Below are 17629 nucleotides of genomic sequence, written 5' to 3' on the forward strand. Positions count from 1 at the left end.
AGGGACACATTGCGCCATGCTATTACCTTGGCTAATACTTATTCCCTTCATCGGAGGCCTGCTGAGCTGGCAGGCTGACCGATTTAGCCATCGCGCTCCACGTTGGATAGCGCTGGCTACGATGGGATTAACGCTTATTTTCTCCGTTCAGCTATGGCTGACAGGGGATTACTCATTAGTGAACCCTCAGGGAGCACCTATCTGGCAAGAAGAGTTCTTCATGCCATGGATCCCTACGCTGGGCATAAACATTCAACTGGCTGTTGATGGCTTATCACTGTTAATGGTGGTTTTGACTGCGGTGATGGGGATCTTCTCTGTTCTCAGTTCATGGAGTGAAAACCAACCGAATCAGGGCGCTTATCACTTTAACCTGCTGTGGATCTTGGCTGGTGTGATGGGAATTTTCCTGGCTGTCGATTTATTTCTCTTTTTCTTCTTCTGGGAAATGATGCTGATACCGATGTACTTCCTGATTGCTAATTGGGGCCATAAAGGCTCTGAAAACAGAAAGCACATTAACGCAGCGACTAAGTTCTTTATTTATACCCAAGCCAGTGGCTTGATCATGCTTATCTCGATTGTTGGTCTAGCGATTGTCCATTTCCGCACTAGTGATGTTTGGACCTTTAACTATAACCAGCTGTTAGGCACGGCAATGTCGCCAACGGTACAGTTTATGTTAATGCTGGGCTTCTTTATTGCTTTCGCGGTAAAAATGCCATTGGTACCATTCCATGGTTGGATGGCCGATACACAGGAACAATCGCCAACCGCTGGTTCGGTAGATATTTCTGGTATTATGCTGAAAACAGCCGCGTACGGTTTGTTACGTTTTACGCTGCCACTGTTTCCTGAAGCCTCGATTACATTTACACCCATAGCCATGGCGTTGGGCGTAATTAGTATTTTCTATGGTGCATGGTTGGCATTTAAACAGACTGATATCAAGCGTTTAGCCGCTTACAGTAGTTTATCGCACATGGGGTTTGTAACCGTAGCGATTTATGCAGGATCTGCGTTGGCTTATCAAGGCGCCGTACTGCAGATGATCACTAACGGCCTTTCTGGCGCGGCATTGATTATTATCAGCGGTCAGTTATATGAACGAACTCAGACGCGCGATATGCGTATGATGGGCGGTTTATGGAAACGGATTAAATGGTTACCTGGGTTATCTTTGTTCTTTGCTGCCGCCACACTGGGTATGCCGGGAACCGGTAACTTTATCGGTGAATTCCTGATTTTCTTTGGTACCTTCAGTCAGTTTACCGTGGTGACTTGTCTTATGGTATTTGGTGTGGTGTTTGCGTCTGTCTACTCATTGTGGATGATGCAGCAAACATATTATGGAACACCAAAATCTGAGAAGGAATTTAAAGGGTTATCAGCGCGTGAGTTCGGCGTGTTAATTACTCTGGCTATATTACTGGTTATTCTCGGCTTTTATCCGCAACCTGTACTGGATACTTCAGCGGGTGCGATGGAAACCTTGCAAAACCTGTATTCGGCTTCACTTTCAACATTAAGGCTGTAATTCGCCATGACAATAACTCCTCAACAACTGATCGCGCTGTTACCGCTGTTGATCGTCGGATTGACGGTGGTGGTTGTGATGCTGTCCATTGCGTGGCGACGCGATCACTTAACCAGTGCTTCTGTGACCGTGTTCGGCTTCGTTGTCGCGCTGGTATCACTGATTTTCGTTAACAATCTTATCCCAATTGATGTCACCGGTTTGGTGCATATTGATGGTTATACGCTGTTCTATTCCGCCTTAGTCCTTTTGGCCGGCATAGCTACGTCGATTTATGCTTTCCAATGGCTAGAAGGTTATCCGGATAATAAAGATGAATTTCATTTGCTACTGGCGATAGCCGTAGCGGGTGGCGTGTTGTTATCCATGGCCAATCATCTTGCCACGCTGTTTATCGGGATTGAATTAATCTCTCTGCCATTATTTGGCTTAGTTGGTTATGCTTTCCAGCAGCGTCGTTCTTTGGAAGCGGCTATCAAATATATGCTGTTATCCGCCGCAGCTTCGTCATTCCTGCTGTTCGGTATGGCGTTACTGTATGCTGAATCTGGTGATATGAGCTTTGTCGGCCTCGGCAAAAGCCTCGCTGATAGTACTATCCACCAGCCATTGATTTTGATTGGCTTGGGGATGATGATCGTCGGGATTGGTTTTAAATTATCGCTATTTCCGTTCCAATTATGGACTCCCGATGTTTATCAGGGGGCACCTGCGCCTGTGGCTGGGTTCTTGGCAACCGGCAGTAAGATTGGTATTTTTGCGGTACTGATGCGTTTATTTTATGAAGCACCAGCCGCAGATAGCCAAACGTTATCAATCGTAATTAGTGTAATCGCTATTGCATCGATTCTATTTGGTAACTTGCTGGCATTATCGCAAAAAAATATCAAACGTTTACTGGGTTACTCTTCTATCTCCCACATGGGGTATTTATTGGTAGCGTTAGTTGCTTTACGTGCCGATCCTATTGCTTCTCAGATAACCGTAGCGATTTATTTAACCGGTTATTTGTTTGCCAGCTTAGGTGCCTTTGGGGTGACGAGTATTATTTCTAGCCCATACCGTGGCGACGATCAGGATGATTTCAGCGCTTATCGCGGCTTATTCTGGCATAAGCCAGTATTAGCGACGGTCATGACGGTGATGATGCTCTCGTTAGCTGGGGTACCCATTACCTTAGGATTTATTGGTAAATTCTATGTCATCATCTCCGGTGTCAATGCTGATTTATGGTGGTTGACTGGTGCGGTAGTGGTGGGTAGTGCGATAGGTCTATATTATTATCTGCGTTTTATGGCGAGTTTATATAGCCGTGATGCGCAACATGCTGACCGTTACACAGGCCCAAATAAAGCTACTTTAGGCACGGTGGTTGCTGTTATTTGCGCGATTATGGTTGTGTTGCTGGGCGTTTGGCCACAACCATTATTAGATTATGCAGCACAAGCACTGATGAGTTTCTAATTTGCAAAATTTATAATGAAATTAGAATGTAGTCACAAGAATTAGCGATACTTTTTCAGGCTATTTCTAGTAATTAAAAGGCTCCCGATTGTTAGAGTAACAATGATCGGGAGCCTTTAATTTTATCGCTAATCGAAATCTCCGCCAGATAAGATCATAAAGATATCGCTGATATTTTAACCTCACCTAAATCCGATTATTTAAGATATCGATTATAGTTTAATTAATTATAGTTCAATCGATGATAGTTCAATCGATTAATCCTATGGCTTAATGGGCTGTAATCAGGGTTAATCTGTCAATAACCGATTATAGTGGTAAGCTAAATTATCAATATATGCGCTAAATTTCTGCAAAGTAAGCGTCAATTGCGGTATAAATTCTGAGTGATGTAAGGCTATGGTTAATTGGTCACTATAATATTGCCAAATAAGGCATAAATTTTGTGATTGTTGGTAAATATATTTTCTTTTTTGGTTAATCTGATTAATGTCATCAGACAATGCCAGTTTACTCGTCAATGAATTAAGTCTATAGGTTAATGTTTGTAAAGCTAAAACTAGGGTAATTCGCTTTTCGGCAAGAATAATTCGTGCATTAACTAATAGACTAAACTCCAATCCAGAATCTATTACATCAATAAATTCTGATAAAAATGATAATGTCATTTTTAGAATTTCTATTTCATTACTTGGAATAGATAGTGAGGATAATTTTTCTGAACTAGGTAAACTTTGTTCAAATAAAGATTTTAATTTTCGGCGAATAATAATTTCTTCAGCAGCTATTATTACATCGATTTTTTCTATTGCCTGCTTTAATTGAGTTTGCTTTTCAGTAATTAACTCCTGTAAATTATTTTTTTTACGTTGATAACGCAGATTAATTTTCTCGATATCTTGAGTGAGCTGATAGCCACTAATATTATCATTATATTTAATTTGCTTTTTGATAATAAATTTAATAATTGATATTAACTCATTAATATCATAATGAATACCTTGTTTTAATTGCTCTTTTGCGTTATTCAATTCATTTATCTGTTGCTGATTAGTATTACTAATTAGTTGTTCATCTATTTCTTGATAAATATTTATTGTATCATTAAACGTAAGTTTACTAATGTTAGCGGTTACGATGGGTAATGAATAGCGAATATGTTCATTTAACCGTTGGCTATTATGGTTAATTCGTATTAGTCGTTGATAGATATCAGGGTTATAATCTGACTTGTGTTGAATTAATTGACTAATGCTATTAGCGCTCATTCTAAAATTAAAAATATCAATAGGTTCTAAGGTCGAAGGTAGAAAATTATTTTCTGACATATTTACTCCGATAAAATAAATTTTATATTGGCGAGAGAGGATTTATATTTTTATGTTCAAATAATAAGATTAAATGTTGAGAATAATCGGTGACTGCATCCCAAGATAAAATAATTTTCTTGAGCTGAATAGTGAATTGAGCCAATAAGTGACTATTATTAATAGTTTTAAATTTGGCTATTGAATCATTGATTTCAGCCAGAATAGTCTGCCACATGTAATCAAGATGATCTAAAGCTAGCCGCGCATCACGAAAATAACTGTCCATATGTTGTAGACGAACTGTTATATTAGATAATAATCCATTTAATTTTTTATCAATATTAATTTGTTCTTCAAGAGCAATAATTTCATTTAATAGTATATTTTTCCTCGCTCTAATTTTTTCAGCTTTATCGCCAAAAATACTACCAGTAATAATTAGGCCAATAATACCACCTGCTAAACCAGTAAATGCCAATTTAACATAATGGCTATATTCTTGTTCTAACTGACTAACTTCATCTTTTTTTAATTCAATTTGATTTAATAAATGATGTGTATCATTACTATCAATAATATCCTCTAATTGTTGTTTTATTTTTCGAGTGGCAAATAATAAAGAATCTATCTGTTGTTCATTAGATAGATTACCACCAATTATATATGTTCTAAAATCGGCGACTGTATTTCTAACAACCGTGGTTTTTTTTGATTGAAGAATAATATCATCTTTAATTAACTCTAAAATATTAACTAGTTCATTGGCGATAATATAATCATCAGACGAAAATCCAATGAGTTCAATATTGGAAATGTCTAGTTCCTCAATACGTTGGCTTATTCGTTCTAATAAAGGCATTTGATTAATGTAATCAATTAATTGATTGCCAGTCATTGTAATATTTCTACCGGTAAGTTCTAAATCGATTGATTGTTGTTTAACTTGATATTCAACATTATTCCAGCTCAATGCATGTTGTCTGATTTTAATAAATAAATCGATAAGTTCAGATATTTTTATGGGGAGGGTATTTTTCTGACTGATTTTTGTATCAAAAACCATATCTTTATGTTTAATAGGTAAAAGTAAACTAAAGTTAATATATTTTTTTATATTTATTAAATCCTCAATAGTAAATATTCCCGGCTTTCGACTAACCAGAGAGTCAGACATACTCAATAGCTTTAATGTTTCAGAGGGAATAGTTTTTCTGTCTATTTCTTTATCATGGACGAGTTCAGTATTCATAGATTTTTATCCAGTAGGTAACAAAGGTTAATAAAATATACCGCTCTTAATTCTTAACAATACTTCGCCGTTAGCGAGATTTCTTTTTAGCATAAACTGTCGTGGATACCGAGAATGTTTAATTAATATAAATAATCAATGCTTTAATATTTTCTATTGAATCGTATAATCATCTATTCCTTAAATCAGTGATGTAGTGAGTGAGGCTGGTAAGTGAGCAATCAGAGTGCTGAGAATATACGCGGTAAAAAAACAGCTACCGATAAAATAAATAATGGAAATAACAGTGTTGAAAATATCATCACTCAATTGCTATGCCTGCTACCAACGTTGTCATTAGCGCCAAAAGAAATAACTAGATTAGTTTATTCAGTAAGACCAGATGCTGATTTCTCTGGGCTCAATTGGCTAGCTGCACAACCGTGTTTTCCTCAATTCTATTGGGCAACCCGTTGTGGCAATGAAGAAAGTGCTGCACTGGGTCTAGGAAAAAAATTTAACTCGGTGCAAGAGGGAGAAATATTCCTATTAGAGAACCCTCAATATCCCGATATGCGTATTTGTGGGCTAAATGGTTGGGAGGCTATCGGTGGCAGTTATTCTTCTCCACCAGAAGATAGCGCGTTCTTTTTTCTGCCGCGCTTGGAATGGCAGCGTGATCTTCAAGGGCAGCGATTGATTCTGACGCTCTTTGGCGAGGAAGATATTCCCGCGACTGAACAATTTCTATTGTCATTGCAGCCGGCGGCTAATATACACACATTGAATACCCAAATTATACAGCAGCAGCATCATCCCCAGCATGATGAATGGTGCCGTTTATTAACTTTAGCTATTGCTAAAATGCAAACTGACCCGTTAGAAAAAGTGGTGATGGCCCGCCAAACAGCGCTGACATTGGCAGCGCCATTAGGGGTAGCAGATTTTTTATATGCCAGCCAGCAAGTTAATCATCAGTGTTATCATTTTATGCTGGCTTTTGATAAGCAACAGGGTTTTATTTCATCAACGCCTGAGCGTTTATATTTACGTCAGGGGAAACAGTTGCTTACTGAGGCATTAGCTGGAACAGTAGCTAGCAGTGATGATGATCAAATCGCGGCTAAAAATGCTCGCTGGCTAATGGAAGACAGTAAAAATCAACATGAAAATTTAGTTGTTGTCGACGATATCTGCCAGCAACTGCAAGGTCGCGTTTCTGCAGTGGATGTTTCTCCCGCGGAAATTATCCGGTTACGCAAAGTCCAGCATTTACGGCGTTCAATTAATGCGGTGTTATTTTCAGCATCGGATAGCGATTGTCTGAATCGCTTGCAGCCAACAGCGGCAGTCTCTGGATTACCGCGTACAATTGCCCGTCAGTTTGTGACAGAGCATGAACCGTTTGAGCGCCGTTGGTATGCCGGCAGTGGCGGTTATATTAGTTCTAATAAAAGTGAGTTTGCCGTGTCATTACGCTGCGCTGAAATTAATGGCCATCATATCTATTTATATTCTGGCGCGGGGATTGTCAGCGATTCATGCCCTGAACAAGAGTGGCAAGAAATTGACAATAAAGCGGCGGGATTAATTTCATTGCTTAACAATTCTTAGACGCGAAGATAACCGTTCAGCGGTATGACTTATTTTATTAGCCTGAGTTAAAACACTAAAATAACCGCGTAATTAAAAAGGTTATTTTCTTATTTATTTCAATTATTTCGTTGAAAATTGTTCCTAGATCAAGAAATTTTTAGCCGGGCGGCTACACTAATATACGCAGGATCATATAAACGAAATATTATGAGGCTGTATGTGATAACTCTGTTGTGGCTTTAATCTACAGATAAAAATGTACTGAATATAAGATGTACTAGGTAACTAATATGCAGTGCAAAAATTATAATAATCATAAATAAATTGAGTGACTTATGTCGAATAGTATGCCGAATAGTGTGTTTAATCGTCGTTGGGCGGAAGTGATCCTCGAGTCATTGACTCGTCACGGTATGCGGCATATTTGTATTGCCCCGGGTTCTCGTTCAACGCCACTCACCTTGGCAGCCGCGCAGAACCGTAAGCTGCATTGCCATACCCATTTTGATGAACGTGGACTCGGACATTTAGCCTTAGGGCTCGCTAAAGCAACTAAAGAACCGGTCGGCGTTATCGTGACTTCTGGAACCGCGGTCGCAAATTTGTATCCGGCATTAATTGAAGCTGGATTGACTGGTGAGAAAGTCATTTTTATCACCGCTGATAGGCCACCAGAATTAATTGATTGCGGTGCGAATCAGGCAATTCGACAAACCGATATTTTTGCCTCTCATCCCGCCCAGCGTTTAATGCTGCCACGACCTGCGCGTGATATCTCGGCGCGCTGGCTAGTGAGTGCTATCGATAATGGCATGAATCAGCTTCATCACGGTGCTTTTCATATTAATTGCCCGTTTGCTGAGCCTCTGTATGGTGATACCGAGGGCGATTATGAGTGGCATGCCGAGCTAGGTAACTGGTGGAATTCAAATCTTCCATGGTTAAGTGAACCATTAAATCTTAGCGTAGCCTATATTTCGGATTGGTACTTTTGGCGGCAAAAGCGCGGTGTTGTGGTTGCCGGCAGAATGAGTGCCGAAGAGGGCGAAAAAGTGGCTCTCTGGGCGGAACAACTCGGTTGGCCGCTATTAAGTGACGTGTTGTCGCAAACCGGGCAACCCTTACCGTGTGCCGATTTATGGCTCAATAATCCACAGGCGCAAGCACTCTTGCAACAGGCACAGTTGGTTATCCAGTTTGGAGCCAGTTTAACCGGTAAACGATTATTGCAATGGCAAGCTCAATGTACTCCAGAAGAATATTGGATTGTTGATAGCACACCCGGTCGGCTGGATCCTGCCCAGCATCAAGGGCGCAAATTAACTTGCTCAATTGGTGGCTGGCTAGAAGCGCATTCACCTCAGCGTCGTGATCCGTGGTGTACTGAATTGAATCAAATTGCACAGTATGCTTATCAATTGACGGCTCAGCAATTAGCCGAACAATTCTCAGAAGCTGGCGTTGCCCATCAGCTAAATGAATTATTGCCGCCACGTGGGCAGCTATTTGTTGGCAACAGCTTGATAGTGCGTCTGATTGATGCTTTTTGCCAATTACCAAAAGGCTATCCAGTTTACAGTAATCGAGGTGCCAGTGGTATTGACGGGCTGATTTCGACGACTGCCGGTGTGCAGCGGGCGACTACATTGCCAACCCTAAGTATCGTGGGGGATTTATCAGCGTTGTATGATCTCAATAGCTTAGCATTACTGCGTCAACCTTCGGCGCCTACAGTGTTAATTGTAGTTAATAATAATGGCGGACAAATATTTTCAATGCTACCCACGCCTGATGACCAGCGCCAGCGTTTTTATTGTATGCCACAAAATGTCGAGTTTTCCCATGCGGCGGCTATGTTTGGCCTGCAATATTGCCAGCCATCAGATTGGTTATCATTAAAAACAACAATTGAACAATTTTGGCATAATCAACACGGCTGTTTACTGGTGGAATTATGTGTCGAGGGTGATCACGGTGCGCAAACCTTAAAACAGCTCGTTAATCAGATGGCTAATCTATAATGCTGGCGGCACGCTTATTTCATCGCCACCAATCAGGGCCGTGGTTGGTGTGGCTGCACGGGTTACTCGGAGACAGTACCGAATGGCTGCCCATTATTAATCAGCTTAAAGATTATCCTTCGCTGGCATTAGATTTACCGGGGCATGGGCAATCGGTAAATATTAGTTGTACCGGATTTGCACCAGTAAGCTCGCTCATAAATGCGACTTTGGCGCAGTATCAGATTGAAGATTATTACTTGATTGGCTACTCATTAGGCGGTCGTTTGGCAATGTATCACGCTTGTTATTCACGGCCTTCAGGGCTAAAAGGGCTGATCATTGAAGGGGGAAATGTCGGATTAACTGATCTTTCAGAAAAACGGCAGCGCTCTATTAATGATCATTATTGGGCCGAACGTTTTCGCCATCAGACATTCAGCCAAGTTTTAGACGATTGGTATCGTCAAGCGGTGTTTAGTCAATTAAATGACCAACAGCGTCAACAGCTTATTGCTTTGCGTAGTCATAATAATCCCCAGGCTATTGCGGATATGCTAGAGGCTACCTCGTTGGCTCATCAGCCATTTATGGCCGATAAATTACAGCGCATAGATTGCCCCTTACTCTATTTATGCGGTGAACATGATCAAAAATTTCGCCGGTTAGCACAACAATATGCCTTACCGATGGATTTAATTCCTGAGGCGGGTCATAACGCCCATCAGGCTTCTCCGAATGCATTTGCTGATGCAATACACCAATTTTTATCACATTGTGGTTAAAGGAACTTAAAACATGCTTTATCCAAGCGAAGAAAAACTGTATGCCCCGATTCACTGGCTGGATTGTTCTGCTGGATTTGATGATATTTTGTATCATAAATCAGAAGATGGTATTGCAAAAATCACCATCAATCGCCCAGAGGTACGCAATGCATTTCGCCCACAAACGGTGAAAGAAATGATCAATGCACTGTCCGATGCACGTTACGACGATAATATCGGCACCATTATTTTAACCGGCGCGGGTGAGCATGCCTTCTGTGCGGGTGGCGATCAGAAAATTCGTGGTGATTACGGCGGATATCAAGATGATAGCGGCGTTCATCATTTAAATGTTTTGGATTTCCAACGTCAAATCCGCACTTGCCCTAAACCTATCGTGGCGATGGTAGCGGGTTATGCTGTCGGTGGAGGACATGTATTACATATGATGTGCGACCTCACTATTGCGGCTGAAAATGCACAATTCGGTCAAACAGGACCTAAAGTAGGTTCATTTGACGGAGGCTGGGGGGCCGCTTATATGGCGCGCATTGTTGGCCAGAAAAAAGCTCGTGAAATCTGGTTCTTATGCCGTATGTATGATGCTAAGCAAGCACTTGATATGGGCTTAATTAATACCGTGGTTCCGTATGCAGATTTGGAAAAAGAGACTGTCCGTTGGTGCCGTGAAATGTTAGGAAATAGCCCAATGGCTTTACGTTGCTTAAAAGCGGCGTTAAATGCCGATTGTGATGGACAAGCGGGGCTACAAGAACTGGCGGGTAATGCTACTATGCTGTTTTATATGACCGAAGAAGGCCAAGAAGGCCGCAATGCCTTTAATCAAAAACGCCAACCGGACTTCTCTAAATTCAAGCGTAATCCATAATGCGAAGCGCCAAATTATATGCTTTTAGCCTGCCGATGGAGGCGGGCATTATTCTTCGTTATCAGCGACTTAAAACTCGTGATGGCTTTTTAGTCCAGTTACAGGAAGGTGAAAAGACCGGTTGGGGTGAGATTTCACCATTGCCCGAATTTAGCCAAGAAACCTGTGAACAGGCTGCAGAAGCGGCAAAACAATGGTTAAGCCAGTGGGTAGCGCAGGGGGATAACACTCCGCCGATGAGCGATCTGCCTTCGGTAGCCTTTGGTATTAGCTGTGCATTGGCAGAATTACAGGGCCAATTACCAGATACCGCCGATTATCGCAAAGCGCCCTTGTGTACTGGCGATCCTGACGATCTCATCATTCGCTTGAACGATATGGCTGGCGATAAAATTGCCAAAGTTAAAGTCGGATTATATGAAGCGGTACGCGATGGTATGGTGGTGAATGTGTTGTTAGAAGCCATTCCTGATTTACGCTTGCGTTTAGACGCTAACCGCAGCTGGACCCGAGCAAAAGCTGATGGATTTGCCAAATATGTCAATCCAGAATATCGCTCCCGGATTGATTTTCTCGAAGAGCCTTGCAAAACGCGTGCAGAATCGTTGTCATTTGCGGCAGATACCGGTATTGCTATTGCTTGGGATGAAAGTGTGCGTGAGGCCGATTTTGAGGTTATGGCGCAAGCGGGAGTTAGCGCGATTGTGATTAAACCCACTTTAACGGGCAGTTTGTCCTATTGTCGTCGCTTAATCGAACAAGCGCATCAATGTGGTTTGCAAGCCGTGATCAGCTCATCGATTGAGACCAGTTTTGGTTTGACCCAACTGGCCCGTATCGCACATTGGTTGACCCCAAATACGCTACCAGGTTTAGATACGGTGGATTTAATACAACATCAGCTAGTGAGAACCTGGCCAGATTGTACGATTCCGGCGTTAACGCTGAATGATTTAGGCGCTCCATGGCAGTGCTGAGTCAATTTACTGATTGGCCGTGGCGTCACTGGGCAGCTCAGCGCGGTGACGCTACGGCACTGTATTTTTCTGCCGATTCGTTGGCGAATAGTTGCACTGATAGTTGCGTTGATAGCTGCGCGGATATTGGCACCGAAAGCACAGAGGCTAAAGCCATTCAGTCTCTGAGTTGGTATCAATTAAATCAGCGGATTGAACAATATAGCTGCAGTTTTGTCGCTCAAGGTGTTCTACCGGGCCATGGCGTAGTATTGCGCGGTAAAAATAGTCTAGATTTGCTGTTGTGCCAGTTAGCACTAATAACCTGTGGTGCGCGTGTATTACCGTTGAATCCTCGTTTACCGATTGATTTGTTGGCGCAATTGTTGCCACGGCTCAATATTGATTTTGTGCTTGAGTTTGATTCGCAACCGATAATTTTGACTACAGGCAGCGTTTACTCAGCAACGTCTTGTCGAACATTATCTTATCCGGCCTTAACTTATGATGCTGCTGCGCTATGTACTGGAAAATTAATCACCTCCGATGCCGTGACTAATAAATCAGTCTCAGGCAAAGTACGAACAGATAATCCCCTCTTTCAAGCATTGCCGCCTTGCGATCTGTACCGTCCAGCGACCTTGATTTTAACCTCAGGATCGACCGGATTACCAAAAGCCGCGGTACATCATACGGCGGCGCATTTACTGAGTGCCAAGGGTGTATTAGGATTGCTTACCTATCAGCCACAAGATTGTTGGTTATTATCTCTACCGCTGTTTCATGTTTCTGGTCAAGGGATTGTTTGGCGCTGGTTATTACGCGGTGCAATCTTGGCAATTAAGCCTTCAATGCCATTAGCGCAAGCATTGCAAGGGGTAACTCACGCATCATTAGTGCCGACACAATTATGGCGCTTATTGGCCCAGCCAGAAGCACATCTACAAACTTTGCACGATGTGTTACTTGGCGGAGCGGCTATTCCGACGGAATTAACCGACGCTGCGCAGAAGCAGGGGATCCGTTGCTGGAGTGGTTATGGCATGACTGAAATGGCCTCGACTATTTGTGCCAAAAGAGCCGATGGTAAACCCGGGGTGGGCTTACCACTTATGGGTAAAAAAGTCCGATTGGTTGATGGTGAAATCCAAATTTGTGCGGATAGCCAAGCGTTAGGCTATTGGTTTGATCATCAAATCGTACCGCTAAAATGCTTATCGTCAGAAAAACCGATGCAGGAAGATCTCCAAGGTTGGTTTGCTACTAATGATAAAGGCGCTTTTGTCGACGGTGAATATCAAATCTTAGGCCGCTTAGATAATTTATTTTTCAGTGGTGGCGAAGGTATTCAGCCAGAGGACATTGAAGCAGTGATAGCGAGCCATCCGCAAGTCACTCAGTGTTTTGTGGTTCCGCGTGCAGATATTGAATTTGGTCATCGCCCGGTAGCGGTTATCGAAGGGACGACTGATTTGTGTCTAGAGCAACTGCAAATATGGTTAAAGCCGAAATTGGCGGTGTTTCAGTATCCTGTGGCTTTTTATTGGCTCGATGAACAATTAAAATCTGGTGGTATTAAGATCTCTCGTCAAGCAATCAAACGCTGGGTTGCCGAGCGGCCTTAACATGAAAAAACACCCGCCAATGCGGGTGTCTACGACTACAGTTGCCTGACGTTGAAGCAACTAGATAACACGATTATTTTAGCGCGTTTAATGCTTTCTCGACGCCAGCACCGTATTCCGGATGAACTTGGCGGAATAAGTCAATTTGGCGCTGCTGTGTTTCTTCGCTGGCTTCAATTAACTCACCGGCAATACGTGCAAACATGCGCTGATGCTCATCTTCGCTGAGTAATTCATACAGTGCACGAGGCTGGCTGAAATAATCGGTATCTTCACGATGATTCCAGTGATCTGCCGCACCTTCAATAGTTAATGGAGGTTCGCTGTAATTTGGCTGTTCTTGGAACAAACCGGCACTGTTTGGCTCATAAGTCACACCATTTCCGCTGTTGCCATCGACGCGCATGGCACCGTCACGGTGATAATTATGGAATGGGCAACGTGGGGCATTTACTGGAATTTGATGATGGTTTACGCCTAAACGGTAGCGATGCGCATCACCATAAGAGAACAAGCGGCCTTGCAACATTTTATCTGGCGAGAAACCAATGCCTGGCACGGTATTGGCTGGGCTAAATGCGGCTTGTTCTACATCAGCAAAATAATTGTCTGGGTTACGGTTCAATTCAAAGAAACCAACATCGATCAATGGATAATCTTTATGTGGCCAAACTTTAGTTAAATCAAATGGGTTATAAGGGACTTTAGAGGCGTCAGCTTCTGGCATGATCTGAATTTGCAAATTCCAACGTGGATAATCGCCATCTTTAATTGCATTAAACAAGTCACGTTGTGAGCTTTCACGGTCTTTAGCAACAATCGCTTCGGCTTCTTCGTCTTGTAGATTTTTGATCCCTTGCTGGCAACGGAAGTGGAATTTAACCCAATGGCGTTGATTTTTATCGTTGATGAAGCTGTAAGTATGGCTACCAAAACCGTGCATGAAACGATAACCGGCTGGAATACCACGGTCACTGACGTCAATGGTTAACTGGTGTAGAGCTTCGGGTAAATGTGAGAAAAAATCCCATTTATAAGCCATATTGCGTAAATTGGTATGAGGATCACGTTTGACGATATGGTTTAAATCAGGGAATTTCAGTGGATCACGCAGATAAAATACCGGAGTATTGTTACCAACTAAATCCCAATTTCCTTCTTCAGTATAGAATTTTAAGGCAAATCCACGAATATCACGCTCTGCATCAGCCGCACCACGTTCGCCTGCGACGGTAGAAAAACGGGCAAACATTTCAGTCTTTTTGCCGACTTCAGAGAAAATCTTTGCTCGTGTATATTCGGTAATATCATGAGTTACAGTAAAAGTACCGAAAGCACCAGAACCTTTAGCGTGCATACGACGTTCAGGGATAACTTCACGGTCAAAGTGAGCCAGTTTTTCTAAAAACCAGATATCTTGTAATAACATAGGGCCACGCGGCCCAGCGGTCATTACGTTGTTATTATCAACAACAGGAGCGCCCGCCGCAGTTGTAAGACCTTTTTTCTTCATCATATAACTCCAGTTAAATTACACACATTAAGCCAATTTTTAGTTTAAAAAACAGGTGAATTACTGTTGTAGAAAGCGAATAAAAAACATTCAATTGTTATTATTATCTGATCACAGGTAGTATAACACTAATACTTATGACCAATTGCTGTGATTAATATTGGCATTAATATATTTACAAAACTATATATATGTAGAGATAAAAGTATAAATATATGCGGTTTGTTTCACTATTATTAAGTATCATTGAAGAATAATAAGCTAAGTAAATTAAAGGATAAAATTATGCGCAAAAGTTTAATTGCAATGGCGGCGGCTGCGATGGTGTGTACCGGGAGCGCACAGGCAATCTCTTTAGGGGCTCAGGTGGGCGAACACTATACCGAGATGTATGCCGGAATTGGTACTCAAGGTTCAGGTCTGGCATTCAATGGTGCGTGGACGCGTAGTGATCACAACGGACAAATGGGTAGTTTAGGCGCGACATTTGGGTTACCGTTTGGACCAGTCTCAGCTTATGTTGGGGGTAAAGCGTTATATTTATCACCTAAAGATAATAAAGATGGTATGGCGTTAGCCGCAGGTGCCGGGCTAAATTGGACCGTTATGCCGTCATTAAATATTTATGGTGAAGCTTACGGTGCACCTGCGGGATTAACCTCAGGTAGCGATTCTTACACCGAGACCAAAGTGGGTGCGCGTTACACTATATTCTCACCACTGTCGGTGGATGCAGGCTACCGTATGATTGATGTTAAAGGGGCTGATCATCGTCCGAGTAATAAAATCGCCGATGGATTTTATCTTGGTGCAGGGTTGAGTTTCTAATCGTTTAAAAAACGTTAGGTTTGAAATATTGAGCCCATAATTAGTTGAGTTTATAGTTAATATAGCTAATAGACAAAAAGCCATGTCAGAATAATTCTGTCATGGCTTTTTTAATGTTTTATTATATTATGACTGAGGCTAGTATAGATTTTGTTCTATTATCCAACACTTGGTAGCAAACCACCGACGATGGCAAATTGAATTAATATCACGCTGATACCGCACAGTAGCACAATGATCAGTACAGGTTTTCCGCCCATAACACGGTAATCCCCCGCTTTTTCTAACTTTCTGACCCTCATCACTAATAATGATGGAATAATTAACGCTAACAGCGAGAGTGCTACTGCCGCATAGGTCAAAGCTTGAACAAAACTACTGAAGAACAGGGCACATAATACCGGCGGCACAAAGGTCAATAAGCCGGTTTGTAAGCGACCAGATAACTCATTACTGCGTTTAAATAAGTCGGCAACATAATCGAATAACCCCAATGCGACGCCTAAGAATGAGGTGGCGAGTGCTAAATCCATAAATAAGCTCACCGCCACATTGACTCGTGGGGTAGAGACTACGTCACGAATTGCAGTTAATAAGCCATCTAATCCAGCTTGTTGTGCTAAAATTCCCATGAAAGTATCAGACGGGATAGCGCCTAATGTGGCGATTTGCCAAAAGATATAAGCGACTAACGGGATGGCGCTGCCGCAAATAAAAATCATGCGTAATTTACGTACGTCACCTTTCATATAGCTAACCAAGCTCGGTACGCTGCCATGGAAGCCAAACGAAGTGAAAATTACTGGGATAGCAGAGAGAACCAGACCTTTTTCTAGCGGCATATTGATTAAGTTTACGCTTTCAACATGCGGCATCATCACACCGAGCATGATAATCAAGAAAATAGTTTTTGCCGAGAACAGCAAGCGATTTATAAAGTCGACGGAATGAGTACCAATACCAACAACGATACCGCCAATTAGAGTAAATAGAATAATCGAGGTTTCGACCGAGATAGATAATCCCCACCAAGAAGATAAGCTACTAGATATTAAGACTCCAGCACCACCAATATAGGCGGTTGTTAAGGCGTACATCAATAGCAACATACTGAATCCCGTCACTAATTGGCCAGGACGACCCAGATACTTCTTGGCGATAGTGCCTAATCCCATATCCGCAGGATTGTGTTGATAGACCTCGACTAATAGTAAAGAGGTATAACTCATCAATAGCCATAACGTGACAAGCATGACTGTCATAACAGGAAAACCAACACCGGCGGCCGCCAGAGGCATTGCCAGCATCCCTGCACCAATCGTTGTTCCAGCGACGATTAAAACGCTACCTAGCGTACGATTCTTCACAACTTCCTCGGATTAAAAATGAATATTTAATGTGTTACGCAGATTATTCGATCTGTTTAAGTGTGTCAAATATCAATTACATTAGCTGTAATTATTATTTTACACTTACATAATGAATATCATCATTTAGTGTTAAATTTAACCGATAATTAAGGTTTATTTGTTAGAATTACTGTTGAAATAAAACTAAACAGACAATGTAAAGTTGAATAAAATTAGATGGGATGTTTATAACTATTTGAAAAAGAACATAACATAGCAGTATGACAAATAAATAATAAAAAATATGTGATAGGAAAGAGAGAAGCCAATATTAATTTAATTTAAATTAGTTTAATAATTAATCTAGGTCAACAATTGCAATTTTAGCCTCCGCATAATGTAAATAAACATTATAAAAAGGATGGCAATATGGATTTTTTAATACAACTGGTGATCATACTGGTCTGTCTGTTTTACGGGGCAAAAAAAGGCGGTATGGCGTTAGGATTACTTGGTGGTGTCGGGCTGGTTATTCTGGTCTTTGTGTTTGGTATCCCGCCCGGGAAA

General features: G+C 41.8%; 14 protein-coding genes. 10 read left to right on the forward strand and 4 right to left on the reverse strand.

What is annotated here, in order from left to right:
- Window positions 1-16: 16 nt before the first annotated feature.
- On the forward strand, window positions 17-1537 hold the full coding sequence (nuoM, locus tag M992_RS08090; protein WP_053908077.1) for an NADH-quinone oxidoreductase subunit M: 1521 nt from the start codon (window positions 17-19) through the stop codon (window positions 1535-1537).
- 6 nt (window positions 1538-1543) lie between these two features.
- Window positions 1544-3001: an NADH-quinone oxidoreductase subunit NuoN gene (gene nuoN / locus M992_RS08095; RefSeq protein ID WP_053908078.1), complete on the forward strand. Its 1458-nt coding sequence runs from the start codon at window positions 1544-1546 to the stop codon at window positions 2999-3001.
- Between the two features lie 290 nt (window positions 3002-3291).
- Here nuoN and M992_RS08100 read toward each other — a convergent pair whose 3' ends face one another.
- The gene (locus tag M992_RS08100) at window positions 3292-4329 is read right to left on the reverse strand and encodes an alpha-xenorhabdolysin family binary toxin subunit B (RefSeq protein ID WP_053908079.1); all 1038 of its coding nucleotides are present in this window, start codon (window positions 4327-4329) and stop codon (window positions 3292-3294) included.
- A 22-nt stretch (window positions 4330-4351) separates the two neighbouring features.
- Window positions 4352-5560, reverse strand: a complete 1209-nt coding sequence (locus tag M992_RS08105) for an alpha-xenorhabdolysin family binary toxin subunit A (RefSeq protein ID WP_053908080.1) — start codon at window positions 5558-5560, stop codon at window positions 4352-4354.
- A gap of 267 nt (window positions 5561-5827) precedes the next feature.
- On the opposite strand from M992_RS08105, the gene M992_RS08110 reads away from it, so the two are divergent.
- The 6 genes from M992_RS08110 (at window position 5828) to menE (ending at window position 13372) form a co-directional block, all read left to right on the forward strand.
- Window positions 5828-7153, forward strand: coding sequence for an isochorismate synthase (locus M992_RS08110; protein WP_053908089.1), 1326 nt, complete (start codon window positions 5828-5830; stop codon window positions 7151-7153).
- A 329-nt stretch (window positions 7154-7482) separates the two neighbouring features.
- Entirely contained in the window at window positions 7483-9156 is a 1674-nt protein-coding gene (gene menD, locus M992_RS08115; RefSeq protein WP_053908090.1) for a 2-succinyl-5-enolpyruvyl-6-hydroxy-3-cyclohexene-1-carboxylic-acid synthase, read from the forward strand.
- Complete coding sequence (gene menH / locus M992_RS08120) at window positions 9156-9920, forward strand: 2-succinyl-6-hydroxy-2,4-cyclohexadiene-1-carboxylate synthase (protein WP_053908081.1); 765 nt, start codon at window positions 9156-9158, stop codon at window positions 9918-9920. Before menD ends, menH begins: the two co-directional genes overlap by 1 nt.
- A gap of 13 nt (window positions 9921-9933) precedes the next feature.
- Window positions 9934-10791 (forward strand): 1,4-dihydroxy-2-naphthoyl-CoA synthase, encoded by an 858-nt coding sequence (gene menB / locus M992_RS08125; RefSeq protein WP_053908082.1) that lies wholly within the window; start codon window positions 9934-9936, stop codon window positions 10789-10791.
- Window positions 10791-11768: an o-succinylbenzoate synthase gene (gene menC, locus M992_RS08130; RefSeq protein ID WP_053908083.1), complete on the forward strand. Its 978-nt coding sequence runs from the start codon at window positions 10791-10793 to the stop codon at window positions 11766-11768. Before menB ends, menC begins: the two co-directional genes overlap by 1 nt.
- Window positions 11756-13372 (forward strand): o-succinylbenzoate--CoA ligase, encoded by a 1617-nt coding sequence (menE, locus tag M992_RS08135; RefSeq protein ID WP_053908084.1) that lies wholly within the window; start codon window positions 11756-11758, stop codon window positions 13370-13372. Before menC ends, menE begins: the two co-directional genes overlap by 13 nt.
- 73 nt (window positions 13373-13445) lie before the next feature.
- Here the strand turns inward: menE and M992_RS08140 are convergent, their stop codons facing one another.
- Window positions 13446-14885, reverse strand: coding sequence for a catalase (locus tag M992_RS08140; RefSeq protein ID WP_053908085.1), 1440 nt, complete (start codon window positions 14883-14885; stop codon window positions 13446-13448).
- Between the two features lie 285 nt (window positions 14886-15170).
- Between M992_RS08140 and M992_RS08145 the strand changes: the two genes are divergently transcribed.
- Window positions 15171-15713, forward strand: coding sequence for a YfaZ family outer membrane protein (locus tag M992_RS08145; RefSeq protein WP_053908086.1), 543 nt, complete (start codon window positions 15171-15173; stop codon window positions 15711-15713).
- A gap of 158 nt (window positions 15714-15871) precedes the next feature.
- Here M992_RS08145 and tyrP read toward each other — a convergent pair whose 3' ends face one another.
- Window positions 15872-17020, reverse strand: coding sequence for a tyrosine transporter TyrP (tyrP, locus tag M992_RS08150; RefSeq protein ID WP_241540391.1), 1149 nt, complete (start codon window positions 17018-17020; stop codon window positions 15872-15874).
- A gap of 471 nt (window positions 17021-17491) precedes the next feature.
- Here tyrP and M992_RS14700 point away from each other — a divergent pair.
- Window positions 17492-17629 (forward strand): anaerobic C4-dicarboxylate transporter family protein (locus M992_RS14700; protein WP_282955648.1); only part of this gene is annotated, 138 nt, incomplete at its 3' end.

It is taken from the genome of Moellerella wisconsensis ATCC 35017 (genome assembly GCF_001294465.1).
Classification (GTDB): Bacteria; Pseudomonadota; Gammaproteobacteria; order Enterobacterales; family Enterobacteriaceae; genus Moellerella; species Moellerella wisconsensis.

Bases quoted from the DNA above. Each gene is read 5' to 3' on its own strand.
- nuoM (WP_053908077.1), top strand. From the start codon at position 17: ATGCTATTACCTTGGCTAATACTTATTCCCTTCATCGGAGGCCTGCTG.
- nuoN (WP_053908078.1), top strand. From the start codon at position 1,544: ATGACAATAACTCCTCAACAACTGATCGCGCTGTTACCGCTGTTGATC.
- M992_RS08100 (WP_053908079.1), bottom strand. From the start codon at position 4,329: ATGTCAGAAAATAATTTTCTACCTTCGACCTTAGAACCTATTGATATT.
- M992_RS08105 (WP_053908080.1), bottom strand. From the start codon at position 5,560: ATGAATACTGAACTCGTCCATGATAAAGAAATAGACAGAAAAACTATT.
- menD (WP_053908090.1), top strand. From the start codon at position 7,483: ATGCCGAATAGTGTGTTTAATCGTCGTTGGGCGGAAGTGATCCTCGAG.
- menH (WP_053908081.1), top strand. From the start codon at position 9,156: ATGCTGGCGGCACGCTTATTTCATCGCCACCAATCAGGGCCGTGGTTG.
- menB (WP_053908082.1), top strand. From the start codon at position 9,934: ATGCTTTATCCAAGCGAAGAAAAACTGTATGCCCCGATTCACTGGCTG.
- menC (WP_053908083.1), top strand. From the start codon at position 10,791: ATGCGAAGCGCCAAATTATATGCTTTTAGCCTGCCGATGGAGGCGGGC.
- menE (WP_053908084.1), top strand. From the start codon at position 11,756: ATGGCAGTGCTGAGTCAATTTACTGATTGGCCGTGGCGTCACTGGGCA.
- M992_RS08140 (WP_053908085.1), bottom strand. From the start codon at position 14,885: ATGAAGAAAAAAGGTCTTACAACTGCGGCGGGCGCTCCTGTTGTTGAT.
- M992_RS08145 (WP_053908086.1), top strand. From the start codon at position 15,171: ATGCGCAAAAGTTTAATTGCAATGGCGGCGGCTGCGATGGTGTGTACC.
- tyrP (WP_241540391.1), bottom strand. From the start codon at position 17,020: ATGCTGGCAATGCCTCTGGCGGCCGCCGGTGTTGGTTTTCCTGTTATG.